This is a genomic window from Spinactinospora alkalitolerans (assembly GCF_013408795.1).
Lineage (GTDB): Bacteria > Actinomycetota > Actinomycetes > Streptosporangiales > Streptosporangiaceae > Spinactinospora > Spinactinospora alkalitolerans.
The window spans coordinates 3,337,020-3,363,120 of sequence record NZ_JACCCC010000001.1 but is presented as its reverse complement, the minus strand read 5'-3'; the positions used below and the strand labels follow the sequence as shown (position 1 = coordinate 3,363,120).

The window sequence follows — 26,101 nt, the reverse complement described above, 5'->3', positions numbered from 1 at the left end:
CTCAGGCCCCCTGCGAGCCGGCGGCGAGTATCACCGCCACGGGTCCGGTGGCGGAGAAGACCAGGGCGATGACGGCGTTGGCCGCGTACCGGGCACCGAAGTCACGCCGGATCTCATGCGGTGTCGGTTGCCGGTGCTCAGGCCGTTCGACCAGGCGCACGCTCTCGGCCTCCCGTGGACCTGCCGTCATGGGATGCTCTTCCTCCACTTCACGACTCGGCGAATTTCGCGGCCAGTTCGCTGCGTGAACGGATGCCGAGCTTCGAGTAGATGCGGGTGAGGTGGTACTGCACGGTCTTGACGGACACGCACAGCCGCCCTGCGGCCTCCCGGTTGCTCAGCCCGCCGGCCACCAGTTCGGCGACGACCCGCTCTTGGGACGTGAGTCTCGTCGGGTCCTCCGAGCGCGGTCGGTTGAGTCCCCCGGCACGACGTTCGCGGTCGCACCGTTCGACGTAGACCGTCGCACCGAGGGAGGAGTAGATCTGCCGGGCGGATTCGAAAGCGGCGTCGGCCTCGCGTCGCTTGCCCGCGCGGCGCAGCGTCTGCCCGTAACCGAAGTAGATCCTGGCCCGGTAGTACGGCAGGGGAAGGTCCTCGATGAGGGCGAGGGACCTCTCGAAGGTGTTGCGGCACCGGCGGATGTCGCCCCGGGCGGCGTGGATGCGGCCTCGGGCGGAGCCCAGCTTGGCCTGCATGGACCGATGCCCGGTGCGGGTGGCGTTCTCCTCGTGCGGGCGGAGGAAGGCGTCGGCCTCGTCGACGTCTCCGGTCAGTACGAGTGCGTGGGCGTAGAGGTCCTGCCAGGGCCAGAACCCCGGCTGATGGAAGTCGGCGCTCGTCGACAGATCGACCAGTGGCCGGCCGGTGCGGAGGACGGCGGCGTAGTCGGCGCGGGCGGCCGCGCACTGGATCTCCGCCATGGCCGAGGGGATCACCTGGATGGGGTACCCCTCCGGATTGGTCGACAGCTTCCGCAGGTGCGCCTCTGCGGCGACGTGGTTGCCGCGGAGCGTGTGGATCTGGGCTCCGGTCCAGTGCAGGAGCGGTGTGAGCAGGGTGAGGCCGTGCCCTTCGAACCGCAGGGACGCCCGGGCGACGACCTGTAGCGCCTCGTCCCATTCGCCGAGGACGAAATGGGTGCGGGCAAGCCATGCCTCCGCCCACAGGGAGATCCGTGCCGATCCCTCGCCGTCGCGCGTGGGGGATGCGTTCTCAAGGTGACGGCGGGCCGATATGGGGTCGTCCATTACGAGTGAGAGCCAACCGGCCGCCATTTCGAACCGCTGTGCCTGAGTGGGCGACAGCGTCCCGATGTCGGCGAGGAGGCGGTCGCGCGGTCCCGGCTCGGCTCCGTGCAGGATCGACTCACCGAGGGTCCCGATGGCCCGGGCCTCCACCACGGGGGCGCTGCCCGGTTCGCCGACCTCCGCGACCCGGTCGGCCCAGTGCGCCAGGCGACCGGGGTCCCAGGAGACGAGCGAGTGCAGGACGAGTCGCTGTCCGATGGCGGCGTAGCCGGCGGGATCGGATTCGGGATCACAGGTCGACTCGGCGCGTCGCAGGAGTGCCTCGGCCTCCCGGCGACGACCGCGATGGATGGCGAGGTAACCGAGCAGGGCGTCGCGCGCCGGGCTCACACGGACTCCCTCGACCAGCGGCGTGTAGAGCATGGCCGACGGGACGTCGGAGGCGCCGACGAGGGCGTCCACACCGGCGATGAGCAGGTCATCGCGCGTGGCGGGATCACCGGTGAGGTCGGCGGCCGTGAGAAACAGGCGCGCCGCCGTCGGCCAGGCCCCCTGACCTGCGCGTAGTCGACCCCGATCCGCGAGCGCGCGGGAGACGCCCTCGTCCGACCCGAACGACGCCGCTGCTCGCTGTGCCAGTGCGCCGTCGGGGTCCGCGTCGATGAGCGTCTCCGCCGCGCACAGGTGCAGCTCCCGTCGCGTGCCGGGCGGGATGCTCCGGTAGACGGCGGCGCGTGTGAGCGGTGAGGTGAACTCGACCGAGGCCCGCCCGGGCGCGCCGACCACCCGGATCAGGCCGAGGCGGGCGGCCTCGTCCAGGCCGGGGAGGGGGTCCTCACCTCCGAGGGATCCCCGGACGTCCTCGAACCGGACCGGCTCCTCAAGGACCGACACCAGCCGGACGGCGGCGAGCGCCGCCGGGGAGCATCGGGAGAGTTCCTTTCGCGCGGCGGCGACGACGGCGGCCGGCACGGGGAGCATCCGGGATTCGTTCTGCCAGGTCTCGGGCGAGGCTTCCTGGATGACCTGCAGGACCGACGAAGGGGAGCCTCCGGTGTGGGACCGCAGCAGGCGGGCCATGCCCGGGGACAGGTGCACGCCCGAGACCGTCTGTGCGAGGTTGCGGATCTCACTCGCGGTGAGCGCGTTCAAGGACAGGATGTGGTCGACGTGGTGGGCCCGGAAGTCGATGAAGCCGTCACCGGGTTCCACCTGTGCCCCGTCATCCGCGGCGAGGAGCACGAGCAGACGGCCGGCGCGCCCCCGGCGGACGGCCGTCGCCAACGCCCGGAGGGTTTCGATATCGGCCCACTGCGCGTCGTCGACCACCACCACGGTAAGCGTGTCCGGAACGTCCAGTGCGTCGACGAGCAGACGGGGGCCGTCGGACGGGTCGCCATCGGTGGCCCCGCACCCGTCGAGAATGTGGTGTGCGAGTCCGTAGGGCTCCCCGGCCTCCCAGGGCAGTGCCGCGGCCCGGATGGTCGCTGCGCCGCGGCACTGCGTGAGGAACCGGGAGAGGAGGACCGACTTCCCGGAGCCGTGCGACCCCTCGATGAGCGCGAGGAGCGAGTGGTCTTCGCGAACCACGTCGAGGAGTCCTTGGAGTGTCTCAAGGTCCCGCTGGTGGATGCTGGATATCACGATGCGCCTCAATCACGCGCTGCCGAAGGATGGAGGTGGGGGGCGGTGCGCCGCCGTCAGCCGAGATCACCGCCGGCCACGGGAAGCACCGTGCCGGTGATGTAGGAGGCCTCGTCCGAGGCGAGGAAGCAGATGGCGGCGGCCTGCTCGTCAAGGGTGCCGTACCGCTTCATGAGGGAGGAGCCGACCGTCTGCTCCACGATCTGCCGGTACCAGGCCCTCTCCTGGTCGGTGTCGGCGCCGGGGCCGCGGGGGATGCGTCGAGCCGGCGCTTCGGTGCCGCCCGGCGCGGTCGCCACGACACGGACCCCGTGGGGGGCGGCCTCCAGGGCGAGGGATGCGGTGATGGCGTTGACGCCGCCCTTCGAGGCCGCGTAGGGGACGCGGTTGATCCCGCGGGTCGCGACCGAGGAGACGTTGACGATGGTTCCGCCCCGCGCGTCGATCATATGGGGAAGGACCGCCCTGCAGGTCCACAGCGTCGGGAACAGCGACCGCTGCACCTCCGCCCGGATCTGGTCCGGCGTGTAGTGCTCGTAGGGCTTGGCCCAGATCGTGCCGCCGACGGTGTTGACGAGCACGTCGATCCGACCGTGCAGGGCGTGGGCCTCGTCGATCGACCGCTCGGCCCCCTCGAACTGTTCGAGGTCGGCGGTGAGGGCGTGCGCGGCGCCACCGGTGTCCCGGATCTCCTCCGCCACCTCGTGAACGAGGTCGGACCGGTCGATGAGGACCGCCTCGCCGTCCTCTGCGGCGACCCGGTGGGCCACCGTCCGGCCGATCCCCTGGGCGGCGCCGGTCAGGACCACGACTCGGCCGGAGAACCGACCGGGAGAGAGCACCGCGCTCATCGGGAGCCCTCCTTCCTGATGGCCGCGCGCATCGTGTCCTTCGCGTGCTGCGCGTGGTTCACGATGATGTCGTACGGGGCCGGTTCGGCCGCCCTTCCGGCGGCCTCGGCCACCGACTCGCCGGTCACCTCGCTCTCGGGCTCGGGCGGGACGTCCCTCACGCCCTCGGTCGGGGCTGCGGCGAGGTTGAACTTCTCGAAGTAGAAGTTCGCCGGTGTGATTCCCTCGGCGTTGAGGTGCTGACGCACCGCCTCGACCATCCCGGGAGGCCCGCAGAGGTAGACGTCGACGTCGCCGCCGTTGAGGTGCTCGGGGGCCATGAGGCTCATCACGTAGCCCTTGTCGGGCGCCGAGCTCGCCTCGTCGGAGACGCAGTAGGAGTAGGTGAAGCCCGGCAGCTCCGCCGCATACCGGTCCAGGGCCTCCAGCTCGACGAGATCGTCGTCGGTGGACACGCCGTAGATCATGTGGACGGGGTGCTCGGCGGGGGATTCCCTCATCTTCTCCAGGATCGACAGCAGCGGCGCGAGTCCCGTGCCGCCGGCGAGCAGGAGCGCCGGTCGGCTCTGCTCGCGGAGGAAGAAGCTCCCCATCGGCCCGGTGAACTCCAGCCGGTCGCCCTTCTGCGCGCGGTCGCGCAGGTACTCGGACATGAGCCCGCCTTCGGTGATGCGCACCAGGAAGGACACCTGTCGGATCGACGGACCCGAGCTGAAGGAGTAGGACCGGGTCGCGCCGATGCCCGGAACCGTGATGTTGACGTACTGGCCGGGGAGGAAGACCAGCTCGTCCCTGTTGTCGACCTCCATGGTGAAGCCGACCGCCGTGCCGGAATGGCGCCGGATCTCGGTGATCGTGCCCGTGTGGGAGCCGGCGGCGGTCTTGGCGACATCCGATGTGGTGGCGATCTGCAGGACGAGGTCGCTCTCCGGCGTCATCTGGCAGGGCAGGCAGTACCCGTTTTCGGCCTCGTCTTCGGTCAGGGCGTCCTCGATGTAGTCGCCGCCGTCGAAGTCGCCGCGCTCGCAGTACGCCTTGCACGTGCCGCAGGCGCCGTCTCGGCAGTCGAACGGGATGTTGATGCGTGCTCGGTAGGCGGCGTCGGCCACCGTCTCCATCGGGTTGCACTTGATGAAGCGGGTGACGCCGTCCTCGAAGCTCAGTGCTACTTGATGTGACATGGGCTTACTCGATTCGGGGGGCGCGGGGACCGGTCAAAGGAGGTAGATGTCCACCACGTGGTGCACGCAGTCGTTCTTCAGGACGATCTTCTTCTTGCGGATCAGCGGTCGATCCCCGGTGACGTCGAGCGTGACGAACGCCGTACCGAAGTAGGTGTCGGTCGTCTGGTAGCGGTAGTAGAGGGACAGCCAGTTGTAGCGGACGTCGACCTCGCCTTCGCGCCGCTCGAGCACCTCGACGTTGGTGATGTTGTGACCGGTGCGCGGCTCCGGGAGGGAGGTCGCGCTGGAGCGGTCCGTGCGGATGCGGAAGACGCGGTCCTCGATCCCGCCGCGGTTCGGGTAGTAGATGAGCGAGATCTCGCGCTGGGGGTCCTCGGTCAGCTCGTCGTTGTCGTCCCAGGCGGGCATCCAGTACTCGGAGTCCGGGTGGTAGCACTCGAGCCAGTCCTCGAACCGGCGGTCGTCGAGCAGCCGGGCCTCGCGGTAGAGGAACTGCTCGACCTCGTTTCGGGTGATCGCGGTTGCGGTTGCAGCGGTCATCGTGAAGGTCGCCTCCCTCAGCGGTGGTCGGGATCGCCGGCGAGCCCTTGGGCGGCCTCGGCCGCCAGAGCCCTGAGCATCTGGTCGCGCCAGTAGCCGTGCTGGATCGGGTACAGGCCCTCGTCCTCGGTCCTGGACCCGCTGGAGAGGACGTTGTCGAGACCGATGCCGCGCGCGGTCTCGTCCGGCCCGTTGAGCTGGTGAGCGGCGCCGCGGCTCAGGTCGTTCCACGGTGCGGTCGTGGCGTGGTAGGTCTTTTGGCAGGACCGGAACTCCTCCAGGTCGTCCGGTGTCGCCATGCCCGTGGCGTTGAAGAAGTCCTCGTACTGCCGGATGCGGTTCGCGCGCGACTCGGCGTTCTCGCCCTTCGGGGCGATGCAGTAGATCGTGACCTCCGTCTTGTCCACCGAGATCGGGCGGAAATGACGGATCTGGCTGGAGAACTGGTCCATGATGTAGACGTTGGGGTAAAGGCACAGATTGCGCGACGCGCCCACCATGAATTCGGCCTTCTTCTCGCCGAACTCCGCCGCCAGTTCTCTCCTGCGGGGGTAGAGCGGACGGTCCTGAGGGTTGCCCCACCACATCCACAGCAGCAGGTGGCCGTGGTCGAAGGAGTAGTAGCCGCCGCCCTGCTTGCCCCAGGTGCCGGCGTCCATCGCCTTGGTCTCGTTCGTGGACTCGCCGACGGTGCGGCGGGCCGTGGTGGCGGCGTAGTTCCAGTGCGTCGAGGAGACGTGGTAGCCGTCGGCGCCGTTCTCGGCTTGCAGCTTCCAGTTGCCGTCGTAGGTGTAGGTGGATGAGCCGCGCAGTACCTCAAGTCCCTCGGGGGACTGGTCGACGAGCATGTCCAGGATCTCGCGGGTGTCGCCGAGGTGCTCGGCCAGCGGTCCGACGTCCGGATTGAGGCTGCCGAAGAGGAATCCCCGGTAGCTCTCGAAACGGGCGACCCTCGTCAGGTCGTGCGAACCCTCCTTGTTGAACTGCTCCGGGTACCCACCCGTCCGCGCGTCCTTGACCTTGAGGAGTTTGCCGGCGTTGCTGAACGTCCAACCGTGGAAGGGGCACGTGAACGTGGTGCGGTTGTCGGTCTTGCGGCGGCAGAGCATCGCGCCCCGGTGGCTGCACGCGTTGATGAGCGCGTTGAGCCCGCCGTCCTTGCCGCGCGTGATGACGACCGGCTGGCGGCCGATATGGGTGGTGAAGTAGTCGCCGACGTCCGGGATCTGGCTGTCGTGGGCGAGATAGACCCAATTGCCCTCGAAGATGTACTTCATCTCCAGCTCGAAGATCTCCTCGTCGGTGAAGACCGATCGGCGGATCTGGTACCGACCGTTCTCCTCATCCTCGATGAGGGCGTCCGACAGGAGGCTGCGGACGCTGTCCAACGTCTCGGTCATCGGTTCCTCCAGTGCTGCGTGAACTCGCCGTGAACGGGCTGTATCGGCGAGATTGCCCACCACACTGGCAGGTGGTGCCCTGGGTCACACCAGGCAAATGCCTAGGACTGACCAGGACGTCGACAAGCCGGGCGCCGCCGGCGCCGACCGCGGACACACGCGATGGCGGCCCGGCTCCAAGAGCTGAGGGGCGTTTCCCCGGGCGGATCGGGACGGGCGCGATCAGGACCGGGGCACCTCCCGGAAGCCCATGTCGATGCTCAGCCGTCGGGCCGCTCGCGTGAGGAGCGGCTCCACCTCCGTGCGGAATTCGTCGAGCGTCGAGCGGCCCGTGGAGGTGGAGCTCGCCAGCACGCCGACGGCCCCGCCCGTCGCGTCTCGCACCGGAACGGCGAGGGAGATGAGACCTCGTTCGAGCTCTTCGGAGGTGATCGCGTAACCACGCCGGCGGATGTCGGCCAGTTCTGCGCGCAGCTCGTCGGGGTCCGTGACGGTGGCGGGGCCCAGCCGTTCAAACCGGGAGTTCTCGATCACCCAGGACACCCGGTCCTCCGGTGACCAGGCGAGGAGTGCGCGCCCCATGGAGGTGGCGTAGGCGGGCACCCGGGTGCCGACGGACACGTTGATGCTCATGATGCGGCGCACAGGGACGCGGGCGGCGTAGACGACCTCGGTGCCGTCGAGGACTCCGAGTGAGGCCGACTCCCCCGTCTCCTCGGCGATCCGCAGCAGATGAGGCTGAGCGGCCTCGGTCAGTGCGTGAGTGGCCGAGAAGTGCTGTCCGATGCTCAGGACCCGAGGGGTGAGGCTCCAGCGTCCATCGACCCCGTTCACGTATCCGAGTCGCTGCAGCGTCAGGAGGATTCGGCGGACCGCGGGACGAGAGAGGCCGGTCTCAGCGGCGATCTCGGCGAGCGTCGGATTCGGGTTGCGCTCGTCGAACGCGATGAGAACAGCGAACCCTCGCTCGATGCTCTGAATGAAGTCGCGGTCGGTGTTCGGCACGGCCCCTCCGTCGTCGATACGGCCTCTCACGGGCTCACGTTGACAGATCAGGTGGTCCAACGCACACTGGCGGCGTACGCAAAGCGGTCTGCCTGTACGCAGAGCGTACTACGAGAGAGGTGATCTCCGTGCCCGGGGACACCGCACCTCCTCCAGCTCAGCACCTCCCGTCCCGAGGAGAACTCCAATGACCACCGCCGAAGGCCCTACCGCCGCCAAATCGGGCAGCGCCGCCACGGACAAGTTCAAGTCGGAACGCGTCACCGCCGACACCTCGCCCGAGCGCCTCGCCGCCATCGCGAAGGACGCCTTGGACGCCCTCAACGAGGTGATCCTCAAGCACGAGGTCAGCTATCCCGAGTACCGGGTGTTCAAGCAGTGGCTCATCGACGTCGGCGAGGGCGGCGAGTGGCCGTTGTTCCTCGACGTGTTCGTCGAGCACTCCGTGGAGGAGGTGCTCGCCCGGTCGCGCAAGGGCACGAAGGGCAGTATCGAGGGCCCCTACTACGTACCCGGCGCCCCCGAACTCCCGGCGAGGTGCACCATGCCGATGCGCGAAGAGGACGAGAAGGCCACGCCCCTGGTGTTCTCCGGCCAGGTCACCGACCTGGACGGCAACGGCCTGGGCGGCGCCGAGATCGAGCTGTGGCACGCCGACGAGCAGGGCTACTACTCGCAGTTCGCCCCGCACCTGCCCGAATGGAACCTGCGCGGCACCATCATCACCGACGCGGAGGGCCGCTACGAGATCACCACCATCCAACCGGCGCCCTACAAGATCCCCACCGACGGACCGACGGGGCGGTTCATCGAGGCGCAGAACGGCCACCCGTGGCGTCCGGCACACCTGCACCTGCTGGTGTCGCACCCGGGCAAGGCGTCCATCACCACCCAGCTGTACTTCAAGGGCGGTGAATGGGTGGACGACGACGTCGCCTCAGCCACCAAGCCGGATCTGATCCTCGACCCGCACAAGGGTGAGGACGGCAGGAATCGCGTCGTCTACAACTTCGCCCTCGACCCCGAAGACTGACGCCCCAGTCCACCGGTCGGGCCCGTCGACGGCGGGGCCGACCGATCGCGTGCCCCGTCCCCGCCCCAGGAGCCGCCATGACCGACCTCACCGTCCGATCCGTGCACAGCGTGATCCTCGACGTCCCCCTCATCAGGCCGCACAAGTTCGCGACGACCACCGCCGAGGTGCAGCCGATCCTGCTCGTGTCGGTCACCACGGCGGCCGGCGCCGTCGGACACGGCGAAGGTGTCGTTCCCGGAGGGCCCTGGTGGGGTGGCGAGTCCGTCGAGACGATGAAGGTGCTCATCGACCGGTACATGACCCCGCTCGTCATCGGACGACGCGTCGACGAGATCCCCCGCATCATGGCCGACCTGGAACGGGTGGTCGCCAACGCGCGGTTCGCCAAGGCCGCGATCGACGTCGCCCTGCACGATGCCTGGGGGCGGGCGCTCGGCCTACCGGTCCACGACCTGCTCGGCGGGCGGTTCCGCGACGCGGTGGACGTCACCTGGGCACTCGGGGCGGCCCCCTCGGAAGAACTCCTCACCGAGATCGACGAGAAGATCGAGTCCCGCATGCACTTCAGCTTCAAGTTGAAGATGGGAGCCCTTTCCCCGGAAGAGGACACCCGCCGGGTGGTCGACGTGGCGCGGGCTCTGCGGGGACGGGCCGGCGTGCGCATCGACGTCAACGCCCGGTGGGACCGCCTCACCGCGCTGAAGTACCTACCGCGCCTGGTCGAGGGGGGCGTCGAGCTGATCGAGCAGCCGACCCCGGGGGAACAGCTCGAGGTGCTCGCGGAGATCACGCGCCGCGTCGGGGTCCCCGTCATGGCGGACGAGTCCGTGCAGACCCCCCACGACGCCCTTGAGGTCGCCCGGCGGGGCGCAGCCGACGTCATCGCCCTGAAGACCACCAAGGTCGGGGGGCTGCAGAAGAGCAAGGAGATCGCGAGCATCGCCAAGGCGGCGGGCATCGCCTGCCACGCGGCGACGTCGCTCGAAGGGCCGATCGGCACCGCGGCATCCTTGCATTTCGCCTGCTCAGAGCCTGGGATCAACCACGGATCCGAGCTCTTCGCGCCCCTGCTGCTCGCCGAGGAGCTGCTCACCCAGCCGCTGCGCTACGCGGATGGGCGACTACACCTACCCGGCGGGCCGGGCCTCGGTGTCGAACTCGACCCCGATGCCGTCAAACGGTTCACCCGAACGTGAACAGGAGACACACATGGCACTCTTTCACGTGCGAATGGATGTCCATATCCCCCGGGACCTGGAGGAGAAGGTCCGCGTCGACACGGTCGCCCGGGAGAAGGAGTACGCGCAGGAACTCCAGCGCGAGGGAAGATGGCTTCACCTGTGGCGGATCGTCGGGCAGTACTCCAACATCAGCATCTTCGATGTCGAGTCGGCGGACGAACTCCATGAACTGCTGTGGGGGCTTCCGCTCTTCCCCTACATGGACATCACGATCATGCCCTTGACCAGGCACGGCTCCGCAATCACGTAGTTCCGCCCCGACCTGCCGGACGGTTCCCGGGCACCCCGGCCGACATCCGGAGAAGCCGGTGCCCCCGCCAAGGGGGCGGGGGCACCGGCTTCCCGTTTCCGGAGGAAAGCGTCGGCAGAGGCGCCCAGAAGCCCTCGAAGACCACCGTGAGCCCCCGACCGACCGATGCCGTTCGGCGGATCTCGTTCCGATATGCCCAGTTCCTCGGCAGGCGCCCCTGATCGATGACCGCCCGGTGCTCACCGCGGCGGTGTACGTGCCATCGATGCCTGGACCGCCGCGGAGTCCGCCCCGGGCAGGCTCGTGGTGGCGCTCGACGGACTCGACGTCCTTGGACGCGGAGCAGACCGGAGCGGACGCGGAGCGGGGTGGGGTTGGACGCCGACGGCGCTGGGCAACGTCGGCGCGACGTGGCACGATATTGCAGGTGACCAGCAGACCCGCCGCAGCGCAGCACCTGCGCGACCTCGCGCGGCTGCGCCGCGTCCGCGACCGGATCGACCGGGAGTACGCGCAGCCGCTGGACGTCGAGGCGCTCGCCCGCGGCGTGAACATGTCGGCCGGGCACCTCAGCCGCCAGTTCCGGCTCGCCTACGGCGAGTCGCCGTACGGCTACCTGATGACGCGGCGCATCGAGCGCGCGATGGCGCTGCTGCGCCGTGGCGACCTCAGCGTCACCGAGGCCTGCTTCGCGGTCGGCTGCTCGTCGCTGGGCACCTTCAGCAGTCGCTTCACCGAGCTGGTCGGTGTGCCGCCCAGCGTCTATCGGCGCCATGCGGCACGCGCGACGGCGGGGATGCCGCCGTGCGTGGCGAAACAGGTGACCAGACCGATCAGGAATCGAGAAGCGCCGGCCCCCGAGCCGCATCTAGCGTGACTGCCATGGACATCACCATTCACGCGAGCTTCCTCCCGCACAACGACCCGGACGCCTCCCTGGCCTTCTACCGCGACACCCTCGGCTTCGAGGTCCGCGACGACGTCGGATACGGCGGGATGCGCTGGATCACGGTCGGGCCCGCCGGCCAGCCCCACACGTCCATCGTCCTGGAGCCGCCGGCTGTCGACGGCTGCGGCATCACCGACGACGAGCGCCGCACCATCGTCGAGATGATGGCCAAGGGCACCTACGCCGGCATCAACCTGGCCACCGCCGACCTCGACGGCACCTTCGAGCGGCTGCAGGCCGGCGACGCCGAGGTCGTCCAGGAGCCGACCGAGCAGCCGTACGGCGTTCGCGACTGCGCCGTCCGCGATCCCGCGGGCAACCTGATCCGCATCCAGGAGCTGCGCTGAGCCGTCCGGCGATCGCAGCCATGACCTGCACAGACGGCACCGTGAAGGAGTCAGCGCACGATGCCGGTGGCGGCCGCCTGGCGGCCACCGTCACCGCCCCCGATGGCAACGTCCCCGAGCTGCTTCACGACCGGTGAGCGCAGCCCCCCGCTCCCGCGCTCAGCGCCGTCGCGACACCGAGCACCGGCTCACCCACGACAAAGACGTCGGGGCGGCCAGTGCCTCGGCGGACGGCGCGCCGTACCCGGTACCGCTGTCCTTCGACCGGGACGGCGGGGCGCCGACCGGGCGCGCCGCGTGGCCGGGGCCCGGAGGCCCCACGGGCCGAAGCGAAGGAGAACCGGACGTACTGCTCGAAGCCGGTCGGATCGAGCCAGGCAACGCCGACGGAGACCGCGAAGGCGGCCCCGCGTAACAACTTACGGAGACACGATGAGCATGACCACGAGGACGGACACGCGGTCGCCTGCGCCGCACGCCGCCGACAGCCACGATCTGATCCGCCTGCATGGCGCGCGCGTGAACAACCTCAAGGACGTCAGCGTCGAGATCCCGAAGCGCCGGCTGACGGTGTTCACCGGCGTCTCCGGCTCGGGCAAGAGCTCACTGGTGTTCAGCACGATCGCCGCGGAGTCGCAGCGGATGATCAACGAGACATACAGCACCTTCGTGCAGGGCTTCATGCCGACGCTGGCGCGGCCCGAGGTCGACGTACTCGAAGGGCTGACGACCGCGATCATCGTCGACCAGCAGCGGATGGGCGCCGACCCCCGCTCCACGGTCGGCACCGCCACCGACGCCAACGCGATGCTGCGCATCCTCTTCAGCCGGCTCGGGCAGCCGCACATCGGTTCGCCCAGCGCGTTCGCCTTCAACGTCGCCTCGGTCCGGGCGAGCGGTGCGATCACGGTCGAACGCGGTGCCGGCAAGACCAAGGCCGTGAAACAGACTTTCACCCGCACCGGCGGCATGTGTCCGCGCTGCGAAGGCCGGGGCACGGTCTCCGATATCGACCTCACCCAGCTCTACGACGACTCCAAGTCGCTCGCCGAGGGCGCGTTCACCATCCCCGGCTGGAAGTCGGACAGCTTCTGGACGGTGCGGGTCTACGCCGAGTCGGGCTTCGTCGACCCGAACAAGCCGATCCGCAAGTACACCAAGAAGGAGCTCCGCGACTTCCTCTACGGGGAGCCGACCAAGGTGAAGGTCGACGGCGTCAACCTCACCTACGAGGGGCTGATCCCCAAGGTGCAGAAGTCGTTCCTCTCCAAGGATCCCGACGCGCTGCAGCCGCACATCCGGGCGTTCGTGGACCGGGCGGTCACCTTCACCGCCTGTCCCGAATGCGGTGGCACCAGGCTCAGCGAGGCGGCCCGCTCCTCGCGGATCGGCGGGATCAACATCGCCGACGCCTGCGCGATGCAGATCAGCGACCTCGCCGAATGGGTCCGCGGTCTCGGCGAGCCGTCGGTCGCACCGTTGCTCGCCGCACTGCTGCACACCCTCGACTCGTTCGTGGAGATCGGGCTGGGCTACCTCTCGCTCGAACGGCCGTCGGGCACGCTGTCGGGCGGTGAGGCGCAGCGCGTCAAGATGATCCGCCACCTCGGGTCGGCGCTCACCGACGTCACCTACGTCTTCGACGAGCCCACGATCGGGCTGCATCCGCACGACATCCAGCGGATGAACGACCTGCTGCTGCGGCTGCGGGACAAGGGCAACACGGTGCTCGTCGTGGAGCACAAGCCGGAGACGATCGCGATCGCCGACCATGTCGTCGACCTCGGCCCCGGCGCCGGTACGGCGGGCGGCACCGTCTGCTTCGAGGGCACCGTCGAGGGGCTGCGGGCCGGCGGCACCATCACCGGCCGCCATTTCGACGACCGAGCGTCGCTCAAGCCGACGGTGCGCACCCCCACCGGGAAGCTGGAGATCCGCGGCGCCACGTCCCACAACCTGCAGGGCGTCGACGTCGACATCCCGCTCGGTGTGCTCTGCCTGGTCACCGGCGTGGCGGGCTCCGGCAAGAGCTCACTGATCCACGGCTCCGTCCCCGCCTCGGCGGGCGTAGTGTCGATCGACCAGAGCGCGGTCCGCGGCTCGCGACGGAGCAATCCGGCGACGTACACCGGACTGCTCGACCCGATCCGCAAGGCGTTCGCGAAGGCCAACGGCGTGAAGCCGGCGCTGTTCAGCGCCAACTCCGAGGGCGCCTGCCCCGACTGCAACGGCGCCGGCGTCATCTACACCGACCTGGCGATGATGGCCGGCGTCGCCACCACCTGCGAGGAGTGCGAGGGGAAGCGGTTCCAGGCATCGGTGCTGGACCACCACCTCGGCGGCCGCGACATCAGCGAGGTGCTCGCGATGTCGGTGACCGAGGCCGAGGAGTTCTTCGGCGGCGGCGAGGCGCGCACGCCGGCCGCGCACGCCATCCTCGACCGGCTCGCCGACGTCGGGCTCGGCTACCTCAGCCTCGGACAGCCGCTCACTACGCTGTCCGGCGGCGAGCGGCAGCGGCTCAAGCTGGCCACCCACATGGCCGAGAAGGGCGGCGTCTACGTCCTCGACGAGCCGACCACCGGCCTCCACCTCGCCGACGTCGAGCAGCTGCTCGGCCTGCTCGACCGGCTCGTCGACTCCGGCAAGTCGGTCATCGTCATCGAGCACCATCAGGCGGTCATGGCGCACGCCGACTGGATCGTCGACCTCGGCCCCGGCGCCGGCCACGACGGCGGCCGGATCGTCTTCGAGGGCACACCCTCCGACCTCGTCGCCGCCCGCTCCACCCTCACCGGCGAGCACCTCGCGGCCTACGTCGGCACCTGACCGAGGCGATGGCCCTCGGCTGCCTCACCCAGTGCGCAAGGCCACGCAGCGGTGAACGGCCGCCCTGCCCGGCAAGGGCAGGGTCAGACCAGGACGAGGGCCCTCGTGCGCGGGAGGCCCCGCCGCCCCGATCCCCCTCGCGGGGGAGGCGACCGACCGGGCGCGGAGGCGACTGTGGGGCATGAACTCGCACAGCTCTCCGGCCCTGAGGGAAGGCGCTTCGCGCAGCACCGAGGCCGGCCGGTCCACCGCGGCCCGGTGCCCGCCCGAACGCGGTCCGTGCTCTGCCGCTGTGGGCGGCCGGGCCGGGCGACGTGGCCGTCGCGCAGTGGGCCGACGCGGGCCTGGGGCCGGTGATCGTCCTTCCCGCGGTCGCCTGCGCACCGCTCAGATACCGAGGAGGACCGATACGGGCAGCGGGACGTAGAGCACGCGGGTGAAGACGAAGAAGCAGAGCAGTACGAACCCGATCGCGACACCGGTGTCGACGAGGAGGCCGCGGACCGGTGTGAAGCCCCGCTTCACCAGGGCCGCCGTCGCCACGAAGGCGACGACGCCGCTCACCGCGAGGCCGAACAGGCCGAACGCCGCCCCCCAGCCCAGCAGCAGGAGGATCGCGGCGGTGATGACGCGCCGATCGACCGGTGCGTCCTCGCCGCCGTCCGCGCCACCGGAGCCGTCCCCGTGCACGGCCGGGGACGCGTCGGGGCCCACGACCGCGGCCCCGGCGCCCGGCACCCCCTCCGCGTCGGTCCGGGCCGGTGCCGCCGCCTGCGCGGTGCCCTCCCGGCCCCTGCGGCTCCGCAGCAGGGCCGCGGCACCGATGGCCACGCCCAGCACCGCCAGCACAACGAGCACGAACCGCGGCAGCACCGCGTCCACGGGGGTGGTGTAGTCCTGCTGGAACCAGAAGATCACGGCGAGGGCGAGCAGCAGCCCCGCGCACAGCAGATCGCGCCTCATGATTCGCCGCCTTCACCGGTCGATGCGGTCGTGTTCGGTGCCGCGCTGCCGGCTTGGCGGCGGCGCGCCCTCCACCGGGAGAGGAGCGGCCATAGCAGTGCCAGAAGCACCACGACGATGATGCCCGCGCTGATCGGCCGGGTGAAGAACGAAAGCCAGGGCCGGTCGTCCCCGCTGGCCGCCAGCAGGCCCTGCCCGAGCCCGGACTCGATGATCGGGCCGAGCACCACGCCGAGCACGATGGCGGGGGGCGGCAGTCCGAGGTGTCTGAGGCCGTAGCCGAGGACGCCGAGCCCCAGCATCAGCACGACGTCCACCGGGTTGTTGCGGACCGCGTAGGCGCCGATGATCGCAAGCAGGGCGATCGCCGGCACCAGCAGGTGCGTGGGCGTGCGCACCACGGTGCGCTGCAGCCCGCGCCCCGCCACCAGCCCGACCGGGGCCAGCAGCAGCGCCGCGATGGCCAACGCCAGAATGAACGTGAAGGTCAGCGGCCCCTGTTCGGTGAACAGGTCGGCGCCCGGCCGCAGTCCGTGCAGCATCAGGACGCCGAAGATCACCGCGTCGGCGGGGGCGCCGGGGATGCCGAGGGTGAGCAGCGGGATGAGTCCGCCGCCCACGACGGCGTTGTTGGCCGTCTCCGGCGCGACGACCCCGTCGAGCTCGCCCTTGCCGAACCTCTCAGGCGTCTTCGAGGCGCGTTTGGCCTCGTTGTAGGCGATGAGGTTCGCGACGTTGCCGCCGGCCCCGGGCAGCATGCCCACGAAGGCCCCGATGACCGCGGAGCGGAACAGGTTGATCGGTCGGGAGAGCACCCGGCGCACCGTGCGCGCCAGCATGCCGGGCTCGCGCTGCGCGCGCTCCTTGTGCATCGCGGCCGAGCGGTCGGCCGGATCGGCCATCAGGTCGATCATCGCCGGGACGGTGAAGAACCCGATGAGCGCCACGATGAGCGGCACGCCGCCCTGCATCTCGGTGAAGCCGAAGGTGAAGCGGACGTCGCCGCCGACCGGCGCGATGCCGATGGCGCTGATCAGCAGTCCGACGAAGCCGGCCGCGAAACCCTTGATCAGCGATTCCGTGGCGAGGCTCGCGATCATCGTGAGGCCGAAGATGCCGAGCCAGAAGTACTCCTGGGGGCCGAAGGCCAGGACCACGTCGGCCACCAGCGGACCCAGCAGGAGCAGTCCGGCGACCCCGATCAGACCGCCGAAGACCGACGCCGTGGTGACCGCGGTGATCGCCGTCTCGCTGCGGCCCTGCTTGGTCATGGGGTAGCCGTCGAAGGTGGTGGCGATCGACGACGGGGTGCCGGGCGCGTTCACCAGGATCGCGGTGAACGAGCCGCCGAAGATCGCGCCGGAGTAGAACGCTCCCATCAGGACGAGGCCGCTGGTGGGGTCGAGGGTGAACGTGACGGGGAGGAGCAGGGCCAAGCCGACGGTCGCGCTGAGGCCGGGGGTCGCTCCGACGGCCATGCCGCCGACGACGCCGATGAGGCACAGCAGCAGTGTGGGGGGCGACAGGACCTGGGCTAGAGCATCCTCGAATCCTGGGAACATCTGGGCTCCTGGGGGTGATGCCGGTTCGGGTGGGGCCGCCGGGCCGGTGGCGGGCGCGGCGGCGCGGACGGCGGCGGGACGGGCTACTCGTGCACCAGATCGAAGTCTTCGAGGAGCTCGCGGGCCGCCTGTGTGCGCTGCGCGGTGAAGTCGGCGGACTCGTCGGGGCCCATGTCCTCCAGGTGGAAGCCGAGGCGCTTCGACTGCTCGATCACCTCCGGGTCCTGGTTCACCTGGGCGAACGCGTCGGCCAGCGTCTCGACGACGGCGTCGGGGGTGTCCGGCGGGACGGCGATGCCGCGCCAGGCGCCTTCGACGATGTCGAATCCGCTCTCGACCAGGGTGGGAACATCCGGGAACTCGGGCAGCCGCTCCTCGGAGGCGACCGCCAGCACCCGCATCCCGTCGTCTCGCAGCTCCAGTGCCTCGGTGTTGTAGGTCATGAGCGCGTCGACCTGCCCGCCGAGCAGTGCGGGCGAGGCCGCCGCGGTGCCGCTGAACGGCACGTAGGTCAACTGCGCCCCCGCGTCCCGGGCGAGCGCGAGCGTGCCGATGTGGTTGGCGGTGTAGGAACCGCTCCCGCCGAGGGTGAGGGTCCGGTCCTGGGCGGCGTCCAGGAAGTCCTCGAGCGTTCCGTACCCCCTGTCCTCGGAGACCACCAGGGCGTTGGGCGTGCTCTGGAAGATGTAGGCCCAGTGGATGTCCGCGGTCTCGTAGCCCGCTTCACCTCGGGCCAGCGGCTGCAGGATCACGTGCGGGATGTTGGCGCCCATGATCGTGTAGCCGTCGGGCCGGGACTGGTTGGCCAGTTCCGACCAGCCCACCGCGCCGCCGCCTCCCGGACGGTTCGAGACCACGATCGGGGTCCCGAGGACGCGTTCCAGCGGCTTCTGCTGGAGGCGGGCGGTGATGTCGGACTCCCCGCCCGGGTCGAAGGGGAGCACGTACTGGATGGAGTGCGTGGGGTAGTCGGTTCCCCGGCCGCCTCCTGGTACGGCCCGGGTGGTGCAGCCGGACAGCGGCAGCGACAGGGCGGCCGCGCCGCAGGCGGTGAGGAATGCCCTTCGTGATGTGCTCAATTCGCCTCCTCGTCGTGCCGTGCCGGCACGGGGAGATGGAAAGGGGGCTGCACTCCCCGGACGAGGCCGCGGGGTGCGAGGTCCGGGCGGGGCCGGACGAGGGGTACCGCTCGCCCTATTCGGTTGTCTCCGGCCGTTCGGCTTTCGGCCGCGCCGCCGGCCGGTCGCGTACCGCGTACGTTCCCGGCCGGCGGGCACCGCTCACAGGCGCTCGCGCAGCAGGTTGTGCAGTGCCGGCTTGAGCTCGACGCCGATCCCCGGGGCCTCCGGCAGCCGCACGCGGCCGTCCTGCACCGGCGTGGAATCAGCGAACCCGCCGAACGGCTCGAAGACCTGCGGGTAGGATTCGCAGCCGCCCAGGCCGAAGGCGGCCGCCAGCGCCAGGTTGATCTGGTTCCCGCCGTGCGGGCAGAACCGCTCGGCCGACCACCCGCCCGCCTCCAGCTCGTCCAGCATGCCCGCGTACTCCGGGACCCCGTAGCTGAGCGAAGGGTCCATCTGCAGCACGTCGCGGTGCGGGCGCAGGCCGCCGTGGCGGCGCAGGTTGCGCACATCGGGCACGGAGAAGAGGTTCTCGCCCGTGGCGAGGGTGCCCTCGTACTCGTCGGCCAGCACGGCGTGCGTCCGGTAGTCGAGCGGGTCGCACGGCTCCTCGTACCACAGGAGGTGGTAGTCGGTCAGCGCACGTCCGTAGCGCAGCGCCTCCTCGACTCCGAAGCGGCCATTGGCGTCCACCGCCAGCCGGCTGCCCTCCGGGAGCAGCTCCAGCACGGTCTCGATCCGCTGGAGGTCCTCCTCCAGCGGGGCGCCGCCGATCTTGATCTTGACGTCGCGGTATCCGAGGTCGAGGTAGCCGCGGATCTCGTCGCGCAGCCCCTGCAACGGCTTCTCAGGGTGGTAGTAGCCGCCGGCGGCGTACACCCACACCGACGAGGCGGGCTCCGCGGTGCGGCCGAAGCGCTCGTGCAGCAGCCGGTGGAGCGGCAGCCCGGCGGCCTTGGCGGCCAGGTCCCACATCGCCATGTCGAGGGTGCCGACGGCCACGGCCCGGTCGCCGTGGCCGCCGGGCTTCTCGTTCTCCATGGCGACCCGCTGAACCCGGACCGGGTCGACGACGCCGGTCTCGGGGTCGAGCAGCCGCTCGGGCGGGGCCTCCTCGACCCTGGGCAGGATGCGGGTGGCCAGCAGGCCCGACTGCGCGTAGCGCCCATTGGAGTGGAACCCGTAGCCGACCAGGGGCTCACCGTCGACGACCAGGTCGCTGTGCACGGCGACGATCGACACCGTCATCCGGGAGAAGTCGATCACCGCGTTGCTGATCCGCGACGCGATGGGCGCCTCACTGTGGGTGATCTTGGTGATCCGCATTCTCGTGTCCTTTCCATGATGCGCGCGGTCGCCGGGCCGGCTCAGAGGTCGTCGATCACGGCGCGTGTGACGTCCCGCGTCGTCGCGCCGCCGAGGTCCGGTGCGGGGAGGAGACCCCGGCGCCCGGAGGGCCTCCACCGGTCCGGGCCGAGGCTCACAGGGCGTCGACGATGGCCGAGCCGAGGTCTTCGGTGCCCGCCCGGCCGCCGATATCGGGGGTCGAAGGCGCGCCGTCGGAACCGAGGACCGATTCGACGGCGCGCATCACGTGCGCTCCGGCCTCCGCTTCACCGAGGTGGTCGAGCATCATGGCGGCCGACCAGATCTGGCCGATCGGGTTGGCGATGCCCTTGCCGGCGATGTCCGGCGCGGACCCGTGCACGGGCTCGAACATCGACGGGTGGTCGCGCTCGGGGTTGATGTTGGCCGACGGGGCGACACCGATGGTCCCGGTGACTCCGGGGCCCAGGTCGGAGAGGATGTCGCCGAACAGGTTGCTGCCGACCACCACGTCGAAGTTCTGCGGTCGCATGACGAACTTGGCGCAGAGGATGTCGATGTGCTCCTTCTCGGTCTCCACGTCCGGGTACTCCGCGGAGATCTGCGCGAACCGCTCGTCCCAGTAGGGCATCGAGTGGTAGATGCCGTTCGACTTGGTGGCGAGCGTCAACCTGTTCCGGTTCAGCGTCCGCGAGAAGTCGAAGGCGTACCGGAGGATCCTGTCGGTCGCCCGCCGGGTGAAGGAGGACACCTGCAGCACCGTCTCGTGTTCGGTGCCCTCACCCTGCCGCCCGCCCAGCCGCGAGTATTCGCCCTCGGTGTTCTCCCGGACCACCCAGAAGTCGATGTCCCCCGGGGCGTGGCCGCGGACGGGGGGCGTCAGCCCCGGCAGCAGGCGGACCGGCCGCAGACTCACGTACTGGTCGAACTCCCTCCGGATGGGGATCAGCAGCCCCCACAGGGAGATGTGGTCGGGAACGCCGGGGAAGCCGACGGCGCCGAGCAGGATGGAGTCGTGGTCGCGCAGCCGCTCGATGCCGTCCGCGGGCATCATCCGCCCGGTCTTCCGGTAGGTCTCGCAGCTCCAGTCGAAGTGGTCGAAGCGCATCTCGAAGCCGTGCTCGGCGCCGACCCGGTCGAGCACCCGCAGCGCCTGGGGCATCACTTCGCGGCCGATGCCGTCACCGGGAACCACCGCGATCTCGTAACTGCGCACATGAACTCCTGGCTCGTTCCGGCCGCCGCCCGCGTGCGGACTCGGCGGCGCCGTGTCCGACAGGTGAACATCTAATTTCACGGCCGGGAGGGGTGTCCAACACCGATATCCGATCCGGGCGATAGGCAGCGCCTATGGCCGCACGGGTCGGCGGTGGGTGTTGTGCGCCGCAGCCAGGGCCACCCTGCGAAACGCGGCGGCCGCCGGTGTCAGCGGCGCACGGCGGGAGAGCAGCGAGATCCGGATCCACCGGGCGGGGTCGAGTTCGAGCACCTGGGCTCCGCTGCGGCGCGCCGTGCGAGTCCACGCCTCCGTCAGTACCGCCACCCCGGCGCCGTTGACGACGAGCGGGAGAATGGACTCGCGGTGGGCGACCTCCACCGCGATGGAGAGGTCCACGCCGTGCGCCCGGATCTGGTCGACGATGTGCCGCATCCGGCTGCCCTCGGGAGCCGCGACGACCCGGCGGCCGGAGAGCCCGTCCCAGGTGACGCGCCCGGTGTCGCCGATCGCCAGCCCGGGCGGCGCCGCCAGGATGAACCGCTGCTCCTCGATCATCTGCGCCAGTACCCCGGGCGGCCGGAGCTCCTCGCCGGAGCCGACGAGCGCCAGTTCGCAGCTGCCGTCGCGCACCACGTCGATGGATTCCTGGACGGTGAAGACGGCGCGCACCCTGACGACGATGCCGGGGTAGCGCTCGGTGAACCTGGTGATCATGGTGGTGAGGGGTTCGACGGCCTGCGACGGCATCGCCGCGATGTCGACCCTGCCCGACCGTGCCCCCTTGATGGACTCCACGGTCGCCCGTGTCGTCTCCAGGTCGCGCAGGACCTGCCGGGCCGGCTCGATCAGCGCCTCGCCCGCCTCGGTCGGCACGACCCGACGGCCGAGCCGGTGGAACAGGGGGACGCCGAGGTCGCGCTCCAGCGTCTGGATCGCCTGCGACAGCGACGGCTGGGCCACGTGCAGGCGGTCCGCGGCGCGGCTGAACCCGTTGTGGTCCACGATGGCGAGGAAGTACTCGAGCTGGCGGGCGTCCATACGCGATCCTGACCTGGAATGGAATCGACCGGCCCAACCTATCGATCGCGCCGGTCCTCACCGGGGGCGCCGCCTCCCGAACGGCCGGTGCACGCTCGGGAGCGCGGAGCCCGTCATCCGATCGGCGGCACGGCGCCGGACGTCGTGCTCTCGCCCGGTGCGGAGTCCAGCCGGACGCGACCGCCGTCCGGCTCCGCGGCCTCACCCGTTCACAAGCACCCCCTGGGCCTGTGACCCGGTCGGCCGGGCGGTCGGCGCCCGGGTGGCGGCGCGGTGGCGGGACCCCGGTGATGCTCCTCGGCGCTCAGACGGAATCGGTCCACGGGTCGACCGGGACGGTCTCGACGCAGCGTCCCAGGTCGTCGAGGACGCGTCCGTAGATCTTCTCGTATCTGAGGATGACCCGGCGGTCCTCCACCGATACGTCGGGGAACCTCTCCGCGATCCGGGACTGCACCTCCTCCAGTTCCGACAACTGGTGGAGGCCGATCACCAGGATGATGTTGGAGGCGCTGATGGCGTTGGCGCACAACCGGGTCTCGCGCCATCTCCCCAGCTCCGACGCAGCCTGCCCGACCGTCGTATCAGGGGCCTTGAGCTGGAGGTACACCCCGAGGGGGAGGTCGAACAGGGGGCGGGCGACATCGCACCTGAAGATGATCTCCTGGGAGGCGGACAGCTCGTTGAGTCGGCGCCGGACCCTGTGCTGGCTGAGTCCGAGTTCCGCGGCGATCTCCGTGGGCGTCGCCCGGCCCCTGCGGTTGAGGTGGCGGAAGAGGGCGCGGTCCTCGATCCCGAGCGGGCGGACGCGCGGCCGGTTCGGGGACGGGTCCGGTTCCATGATCCTGGACTCGCCGGGGGAGAGGACCCCCTGCCTCCAGTGGACGCCGCCGTAGAGCAGCCGGAAGATGTTGTGCCGTATCCGGACCGCCCCTTTGACCGGGGTGAACTTCCTCGCCAGGGTGCGCATGAGCTCCTGGAGGTCGGTGGCCAGGAGGATCGCGAACACCTGGAAGTCACCGGTCGTCGCCCCGACGGTGATGATGTTCGGGAAGCGGGCGAGGGCCCGTGCGACGTCCTCGGTGTCGCTGGGAGCGCACCTCACCTCGAGGACGGCCCCCATCGACCGCTCCGGCCCGATCGCCGCGTTGACCCACGCGAGCCCCTGCTCCTCCAGGCGGTTCCACCGGCGGGCGGCGGTCACGGCGGAGACCCCCAGCGCGGCGCCGACCTCCGCCCAGGTGGCGCGCGGATTGACCTGGAGGGCGTCGACCAGCTGGAGGTCGGTCTCGTGGACGCGGTATGTCATGGAGCCGCAATCTAGTCCCGAAAAACGTCAGGATCCATCGTTGTGCGAGGCCTGAATGGAATATCGAACACCTGGGCGCTCCGTTCGGTCACGCACCTACAGTGGTGCGCTATCGGTGTCCGGCCCATGACCGAGAGGAGATGCCGTGGTGGAGGCGTCCCGCACCCCGAAGGCCCGGGCGAGCCAGGCCGAAGAGGCGGCGGTCTACCGGAAGGTCGGGCGCCGCCTCCTGCCGTTCCTGCTGCTCTGCTACACCTTCGCCTACCTCGACCGGGTGAACATCGGCTTCGCCAAGCTGCACATGCAGGACGACATCGGGCTGTCCGAGGCGGCCTTCGGTCTCGGCGCGGGACTGTTCTTCCTGGCGTACGCCTTCCTGGAGATCCCGAGCAACCTCCTCATGGAGAAGATCGGGGCGAAGAGGACGATCACCCGCATCATGGTCCTCTGGGGGCTGGCATCGGCGGCCATGGCGTTCGTCCAGGACGAGACGTCGTTCTACGTCCTGCGGGTGCTCCTCGGCGTGTTCGAGGCCGGCTTCGCGCCGGGGATCATCCTGTACCTGACCTACTGGTACTCGGCCAAGCGCATGGCGGCCGCCATGGGCGTCTACATGCTGGCCGGCCCGATCGGCTCCATCCTCGGCTCGGGGTTCTCGGCCCTCATCATCAGCGGTTTCGACGGCATCGCCGGCCTGTCCGGATGGCAGTGGATGTTCCTCGTCGAGGGGATTCCCTGCGTGTTCCTGGGATACCTCTTCTGGAGGACCATGGCGGACCGCCCGCAGGAGGCGGACTGGCTCTCCGCCAGGGAGAAGGAGGTGATCGGCGAGGCGGTCTCCCGCAGCAGGTCGCAGACCACCCACAGTTTCGCGGCGGCCCTGAGGAACGCGCAGATCTACGTCATGTCCGTCGCGTACTTCGGCATGATGTGCGGCATCTACGCGATCAGCTTCTGGCTGCCGACGACCCTCCAGGAGAACGGCGTCGAGGGGACCCTCACCATCGGGTTCCTGACCGCCGTCCCCTACGTGTTCGCGATCGCGGCCATGGTCGTGCTGGGAAGGAGCTCCGACAGGTTCCAGGACCGCAGGTGGCACACCATCGTCCCGACCGTCGTGGCGGGAGCGGCCCTGCTCGTCTCCGCGATGGCCGGCCACGTCCTCGTCCTGTCCTTCGGTGCGATGATCATCGCCGTCGCGGCGGTCTGGGCGGCGTACACGGTGTTCTGGGCGGTCCCCGCCGAGCACTTCGGCGGCACCGCCGCCGCCGGCGGGATCGCCCTCATCAACACGGTCGGCATCCTCGGCGGATTCGCGAGCCCTTATCTCATCGGCCTGGTGAAGGAGGCCACGGGCAGCACGCAGATCGGCCTGCTGGTGATGGTGGGACTGCTGGCCGCGTCCACGGTCGCCCTTCTCCTCATCCGCCGCCCGACCACCGCTGATGCCGCTTAGCAGCCGAGAGGCGACGATGAGAGAGGCCGTGATGGCACCGAGGATCGTGATCGCCGGTTTCCTGCACGAGACGAACACCTTCGCCGCGACCCCCGCCGACTACGAGAACTTCGTCAACGGCGAGGGGTTCCCGCGGATGCGCCGCGGCGGGGACGTTCTGGGGCTGGCGGACGTCAACATCGCGGCCGGCGGGTTCATCAAGGAGGCCCGGGGATGGGAGGCCGACCTCCGGCCGGTGCTCTGGTGCGCGGCCTCGCCCTCGGCCCCGGTGACGGACCGGGCGTTCGAGAGGATCTGCGGGGAGGTCGTCGAGGCGTGCCGGGACCTGCGGCCGGACGCGGTGTACCTGGACCTCCACGGAGCCATGGTGACGCGGTCGCACGACGACGGCGACGGGGAGGTGCTGCGCCGGGTCCGCGAGGCGGTGGGCCCGCGGGTGCCCGTCGTCGTGAGCCTGGACCTGCACGCGAACATGACCCGGCGGATGTTCGACGAGGCGGACGCGATGGTCGCCTACCGGACCTACCCCCACGTGGACATGGCCGAGACGGGGCGGCGGGCGGCGTCGCTGCTGCGCCGCCTCCTGGACGGCGCGGCGCTCACCGGCCACCACCTCAGGATCCCGTTCCTGGTCCCGATCAATTCCGGCAGCACCCTCCTGGAACCCGCCGGGGAGGTCTACGATCACGTCCAGAGCGTCCCCGACGACGATGTGACGCTCACCTTCGCGGCCGGTTTCCCCGCGGCCGACTTCCCCGACTGCGGGCCGTCGGTGTTCGGGTACGGCGAGGACGCCGACGCGGTGGTCCGGGAGGTCGAGCGGCTCCGGGACCTCGTCGAGCGGCGGGAGGACGAGTTCGCCCTCGACGTCATGGACGCGGAGCAGGCCGTTGACACCGCCATCAGGACGGTGGAGTCGGGCGTGTCCCCGGTGGTCGTCGCCGACACCCAGGACAACCCGGGGGCCGGCGGGGACGCGAGGACCACGGGGCTGCTGCGGGTGCTGCTGGAGCGGGACCACCCCGGATCGGTACTGGCGGCGATGTGGGACGCCGACGTCGTCGCGCAGGCGGCCCGCGCCGGTGCGGGCGGGAGGATCGAGGCGGAGTTCCCGGGCTCGGGCGTCGACGGGGACGCCCCCCTCCGCAGGACCTTCGAGGTGGCCGCGCTGACCGACGGCAGGGTCGTCTTCGAGGGCCCGATGATGCGCGGGAACGAGCTCGCAGTGGGGCCGTCGTGCCTGCTGCGGTCGGGCAACGTGTCCGTCGTGGTCAGCTCCCGCAAAGCGCAGATCATGGACCGGAACCAGATCCGGGCGGCCGGGATCGAGCCCGAAGCGCAGAACATCGTCGTGGTGAAGAGCTCCGTCCACTTCCGCGGCGACTTCCAGCCGATGGCCGGCCGCGTCCTGGTCGGGGTGGCCCCCGGGCCGATGGCGGCGGACCCCACCACGCTCCCGTGGACCCGCCTCCGTTCCGGCATGCGCACGGGACCCGACGGTCCCGCCGCCCCCTGACGCCCCCTCGGAAGGCCGACGCCCGCGCCCGAAGCCCTCACGCGCTCTCGTCGCGGGTCCGAGGA

22 protein-coding genes are annotated in these 26,101 nt (G+C 70.3%); 8 read left to right on the top strand and 14 right to left on the bottom strand.

All coding sequences use genetic code 11. The annotated features are described in order from the left end of the window. Window position 1 precedes the first annotated feature (1 nt). The 7 genes from HDA32_RS30220 to HDA32_RS14980 all read right to left on the bottom strand — a co-directional run bounded on the left by HDA32_RS30220 (window position 2) and on the right by HDA32_RS14980 (window position 7,874). Window positions 2–190 carry a hypothetical protein gene (locus HDA32_RS30220; protein WP_218882465.1) on the bottom strand — a complete coding sequence of 63 codons (189 nt, stop codon included), beginning with the start codon at window positions 188–190 and terminating at the stop codon, window positions 2–4. A gap of 19 nt (window positions 191–209) precedes the next feature. Beyond that, window positions 210–2,894, bottom strand: a complete 2,685-nt coding sequence (locus HDA32_RS31815; RefSeq protein WP_344731596.1) for a helix-turn-helix transcriptional regulator — start codon at window positions 2,892–2,894, stop codon at window positions 210–212. A gap of 56 nt (window positions 2,895–2,950) precedes the next feature. Beyond that, window positions 2,951–3,745 carry a 1,6-dihydroxycyclohexa-2,4-diene-1-carboxylate dehydrogenase gene (locus HDA32_RS15000; protein WP_179643782.1) on the bottom strand — a complete coding sequence of 265 codons (795 nt, stop codon included), beginning with the start codon at window positions 3,743–3,745 and terminating at the stop codon, window positions 2,951–2,953. Next, window positions 3,742–4,926 carry a benzoate 1,2-dioxygenase electron transfer component BenC gene (benC, locus tag HDA32_RS14995; RefSeq protein WP_179643781.1) on the bottom strand — a complete coding sequence of 395 codons (1,185 nt, stop codon included), beginning with the start codon at window positions 4,924–4,926 and terminating at the stop codon, window positions 3,742–3,744. Before benC ends, HDA32_RS15000 begins: the two co-directional genes overlap by 4 nt. 33 nt (window positions 4,927–4,959) lie before the next feature. Next, window positions 4,960–5,469 (bottom strand): benzoate 1,2-dioxygenase small subunit, encoded by a 510-nt coding sequence (gene benB / locus HDA32_RS14990; protein ID WP_179643780.1) that lies wholly within the window; start codon window positions 5,467–5,469, stop codon window positions 4,960–4,962. A gap of 17 nt (window positions 5,470–5,486) precedes the next feature. Further along, window positions 5,487–6,869, bottom strand: a complete 1,383-nt coding sequence (gene benA, locus HDA32_RS14985; protein ID WP_179643779.1) for a benzoate 1,2-dioxygenase large subunit — start codon at window positions 6,867–6,869, stop codon at window positions 5,487–5,489. A 222-nt stretch (window positions 6,870–7,091) separates the two neighbouring features. After that, window positions 7,092–7,874 (bottom strand): IclR family transcriptional regulator domain-containing protein, encoded by a 783-nt coding sequence (locus HDA32_RS14980; RefSeq protein WP_179643778.1) that lies wholly within the window; start codon window positions 7,872–7,874, stop codon window positions 7,092–7,094. A 187-nt stretch (window positions 7,875–8,061) separates the two neighbouring features. On the opposite strand from HDA32_RS14980, the gene catA reads away from it, so the two are divergent. The 6 genes from catA (at window position 8,062) to HDA32_RS14945 (ending at window position 14,526) form a co-directional block, all read left to right on the top strand. Continuing rightward, window positions 8,062–8,907 carry a catechol 1,2-dioxygenase gene (catA, locus tag HDA32_RS14975; RefSeq protein WP_179643777.1) on the top strand — a complete coding sequence of 282 codons (846 nt, stop codon included), beginning with the start codon at window positions 8,062–8,064 and terminating at the stop codon, window positions 8,905–8,907. 77 nt (window positions 8,908–8,984) lie between these two features. After that, window positions 8,985–10,106, top strand: a complete 1,122-nt coding sequence (locus HDA32_RS14970) for a muconate/chloromuconate family cycloisomerase (protein ID WP_179643776.1) — start codon at window positions 8,985–8,987, stop codon at window positions 10,104–10,106. Then, on the top strand, window positions 10,078–10,401 hold the full coding sequence (gene catC, locus HDA32_RS14965) for a muconolactone Delta-isomerase (RefSeq protein ID WP_312863196.1): 324 nt from the start codon (window positions 10,078–10,080) through the stop codon (window positions 10,399–10,401). The genes HDA32_RS14970 and catC overlap by 29 nt, the downstream gene beginning before the upstream one ends. Window positions 10,402–10,828: 427 nt before the next feature. Next, window positions 10,829–11,278, top strand: coding sequence for a helix-turn-helix transcriptional regulator (locus tag HDA32_RS14960; protein WP_179643774.1), 450 nt, complete (start codon window positions 10,829–10,831; stop codon window positions 11,276–11,278). A gap of 5 nt (window positions 11,279–11,283) precedes the next feature. Further along, window positions 11,284–11,697, top strand: coding sequence for a VOC family protein (locus HDA32_RS14955; RefSeq protein WP_179643773.1), 414 nt, complete (start codon window positions 11,284–11,286; stop codon window positions 11,695–11,697). Window positions 11,698–12,129: 432 nt separating this feature from the next. Continuing rightward, window positions 12,130–14,526 (top strand): ATP-binding cassette domain-containing protein, encoded by a 2,397-nt coding sequence (locus tag HDA32_RS14945; protein ID WP_179643772.1) that lies wholly within the window; start codon window positions 12,130–12,132, stop codon window positions 14,524–14,526. Window positions 14,527–14,913: 387 nt separating this feature from the next. Here HDA32_RS14945 and HDA32_RS14940 read toward each other — a convergent pair whose 3' ends face one another. The 7 genes from HDA32_RS14940 to HDA32_RS14910 form a co-directional block, all read right to left on the bottom strand. After that, entirely contained in the window at window positions 14,914–15,489 is a 576-nt protein-coding gene (locus tag HDA32_RS14940) for a tripartite tricarboxylate transporter TctB family protein (RefSeq protein WP_179643771.1), read from the bottom strand. Then, window positions 15,486–17,051, bottom strand: a complete 1,566-nt coding sequence (locus tag HDA32_RS14935) for a tripartite tricarboxylate transporter permease (RefSeq protein WP_179643770.1) — start codon at window positions 17,049–17,051, stop codon at window positions 15,486–15,488. The genes HDA32_RS14940 and HDA32_RS14935 overlap by 4 nt, the downstream gene beginning before the upstream one ends. An 83-nt stretch (window positions 17,052–17,134) precedes the next feature. Then, a complete protein-coding gene (locus HDA32_RS14930) occupies window positions 17,135–18,130 on the bottom strand; it encodes a Bug family tripartite tricarboxylate transporter substrate binding protein (RefSeq protein WP_179643769.1) in 996 nt (331 codons plus the stop codon). A 201-nt stretch (window positions 18,131–18,331) separates the two neighbouring features. After that, on the bottom strand, window positions 18,332–19,498 hold the full coding sequence (locus tag HDA32_RS14925) for an enolase C-terminal domain-like protein (RefSeq protein ID WP_179643768.1): 1,167 nt from the start codon (window positions 19,496–19,498) through the stop codon (window positions 18,332–18,334). Window positions 19,499–19,652: 154 nt separating this feature from the next. Further along, on the bottom strand, window positions 19,653–20,714 hold the full coding sequence (locus HDA32_RS14920) for a tartrate dehydrogenase (RefSeq protein WP_179643767.1): 1,062 nt from the start codon (window positions 20,712–20,714) through the stop codon (window positions 19,653–19,655). A gap of 132 nt (window positions 20,715–20,846) precedes the next feature. Then, entirely contained in the window at window positions 20,847–21,755 is a 909-nt protein-coding gene (locus HDA32_RS14915) for a LysR family transcriptional regulator (protein WP_179643766.1), read from the bottom strand. A gap of 304 nt (window positions 21,756–22,059) precedes the next feature. Then, window positions 22,060–23,064: an Lrp/AsnC family transcriptional regulator gene (locus tag HDA32_RS14910; protein ID WP_179643765.1), complete on the bottom strand. Its 1,005-nt coding sequence runs from the start codon at window positions 23,062–23,064 to the stop codon at window positions 22,060–22,062. A 145-nt stretch (window positions 23,065–23,209) separates the two neighbouring features. Between HDA32_RS14910 and HDA32_RS14905 the strand changes: the two genes are divergently transcribed. Both HDA32_RS14905 and HDA32_RS14900 read left to right on the top strand, forming a co-directional pair. Next, a complete protein-coding gene (locus tag HDA32_RS14905) occupies window positions 23,210–24,520 on the top strand; it encodes an MFS transporter (protein ID WP_179643764.1) in 1,311 nt (436 codons plus the stop codon). Between the two features lie 31 nt (window positions 24,521–24,551). Further along, window positions 24,552–26,036, top strand: coding sequence for a M81 family metallopeptidase (locus tag HDA32_RS14900; protein WP_179643763.1), 1,485 nt, complete (start codon window positions 24,552–24,554; stop codon window positions 26,034–26,036). The last annotated feature ends 65 nt before the right edge of the window (window positions 26,037–26,101 follow it).

What these genes read in the sequence shown, in the direction of transcription:
- HDA32_RS14940 (WP_179643771.1), bottom strand. Translation starts at nt 15,489, where the DNA reads ATGAGGCGCGATCTGCTGTGCGCGGGGCTGCTGCTCGCCCTCGCCGTG.
- HDA32_RS14945 (WP_179643772.1), top strand. Translation starts at nt 12,130, where the DNA reads ATGAGCATGACCACGAGGACGGACACGCGGTCGCCTGCGCCGCACGCC.
- HDA32_RS14955 (WP_179643773.1), top strand. Translation starts at nt 11,284, where the DNA reads ATGGACATCACCATTCACGCGAGCTTCCTCCCGCACAACGACCCGGAC.
- HDA32_RS14910 (WP_179643765.1), bottom strand. Translation starts at nt 23,064, where the DNA reads ATGACATACCGCGTCCACGAGACCGACCTCCAGCTGGTCGACGCCCTC.
- HDA32_RS14925 (WP_179643768.1), bottom strand. Translation starts at nt 19,498, where the DNA reads ATGCGGATCACCAAGATCACCCACAGTGAGGCGCCCATCGCGTCGCGG.
- benA (WP_179643779.1), bottom strand. Translation starts at nt 6,869, where the DNA reads ATGACCGAGACGTTGGACAGCGTCCGCAGCCTCCTGTCGGACGCCCTC.
- HDA32_RS14900 (WP_179643763.1), top strand. Translation starts at nt 24,552, where the DNA reads ATGGCACCGAGGATCGTGATCGCCGGTTTCCTGCACGAGACGAACACC.
- catC (WP_312863196.1), top strand. Translation starts at nt 10,078, where the DNA reads ATGCCGTCAAACGGTTCACCCGAACGTGAACAGGAGACACACATGGCA.
- benC (WP_179643781.1), bottom strand. Translation starts at nt 4,926, where the DNA reads ATGTCACATCAAGTAGCACTGAGCTTCGAGGACGGCGTCACCCGCTTC.
- HDA32_RS15000 (WP_179643782.1), bottom strand. Translation starts at nt 3,745, where the DNA reads ATGAGCGCGGTGCTCTCTCCCGGTCGGTTCTCCGGCCGAGTCGTGGTC.
- HDA32_RS30220 (WP_218882465.1), bottom strand. Translation starts at nt 190, where the DNA reads ATGACGGCAGGTCCACGGGAGGCCGAGAGCGTGCGCCTGGTCGAACGG.
- HDA32_RS14970 (WP_179643776.1), top strand. Translation starts at nt 8,985, where the DNA reads ATGACCGACCTCACCGTCCGATCCGTGCACAGCGTGATCCTCGACGTC.
- HDA32_RS14935 (WP_179643770.1), bottom strand. Translation starts at nt 17,051, where the DNA reads ATGTTCCCAGGATTCGAGGATGCTCTAGCCCAGGTCCTGTCGCCCCCC.
- benB (WP_179643780.1), bottom strand. Translation starts at nt 5,469, where the DNA reads ATGACCGCTGCAACCGCAACCGCGATCACCCGAAACGAGGTCGAGCAG.
- catA (WP_179643777.1), top strand. Translation starts at nt 8,062, where the DNA reads ATGACCACCGCCGAAGGCCCTACCGCCGCCAAATCGGGCAGCGCCGCC.
- HDA32_RS14915 (WP_179643766.1), bottom strand. Translation starts at nt 21,755, where the DNA reads ATGGACGCCCGCCAGCTCGAGTACTTCCTCGCCATCGTGGACCACAAC.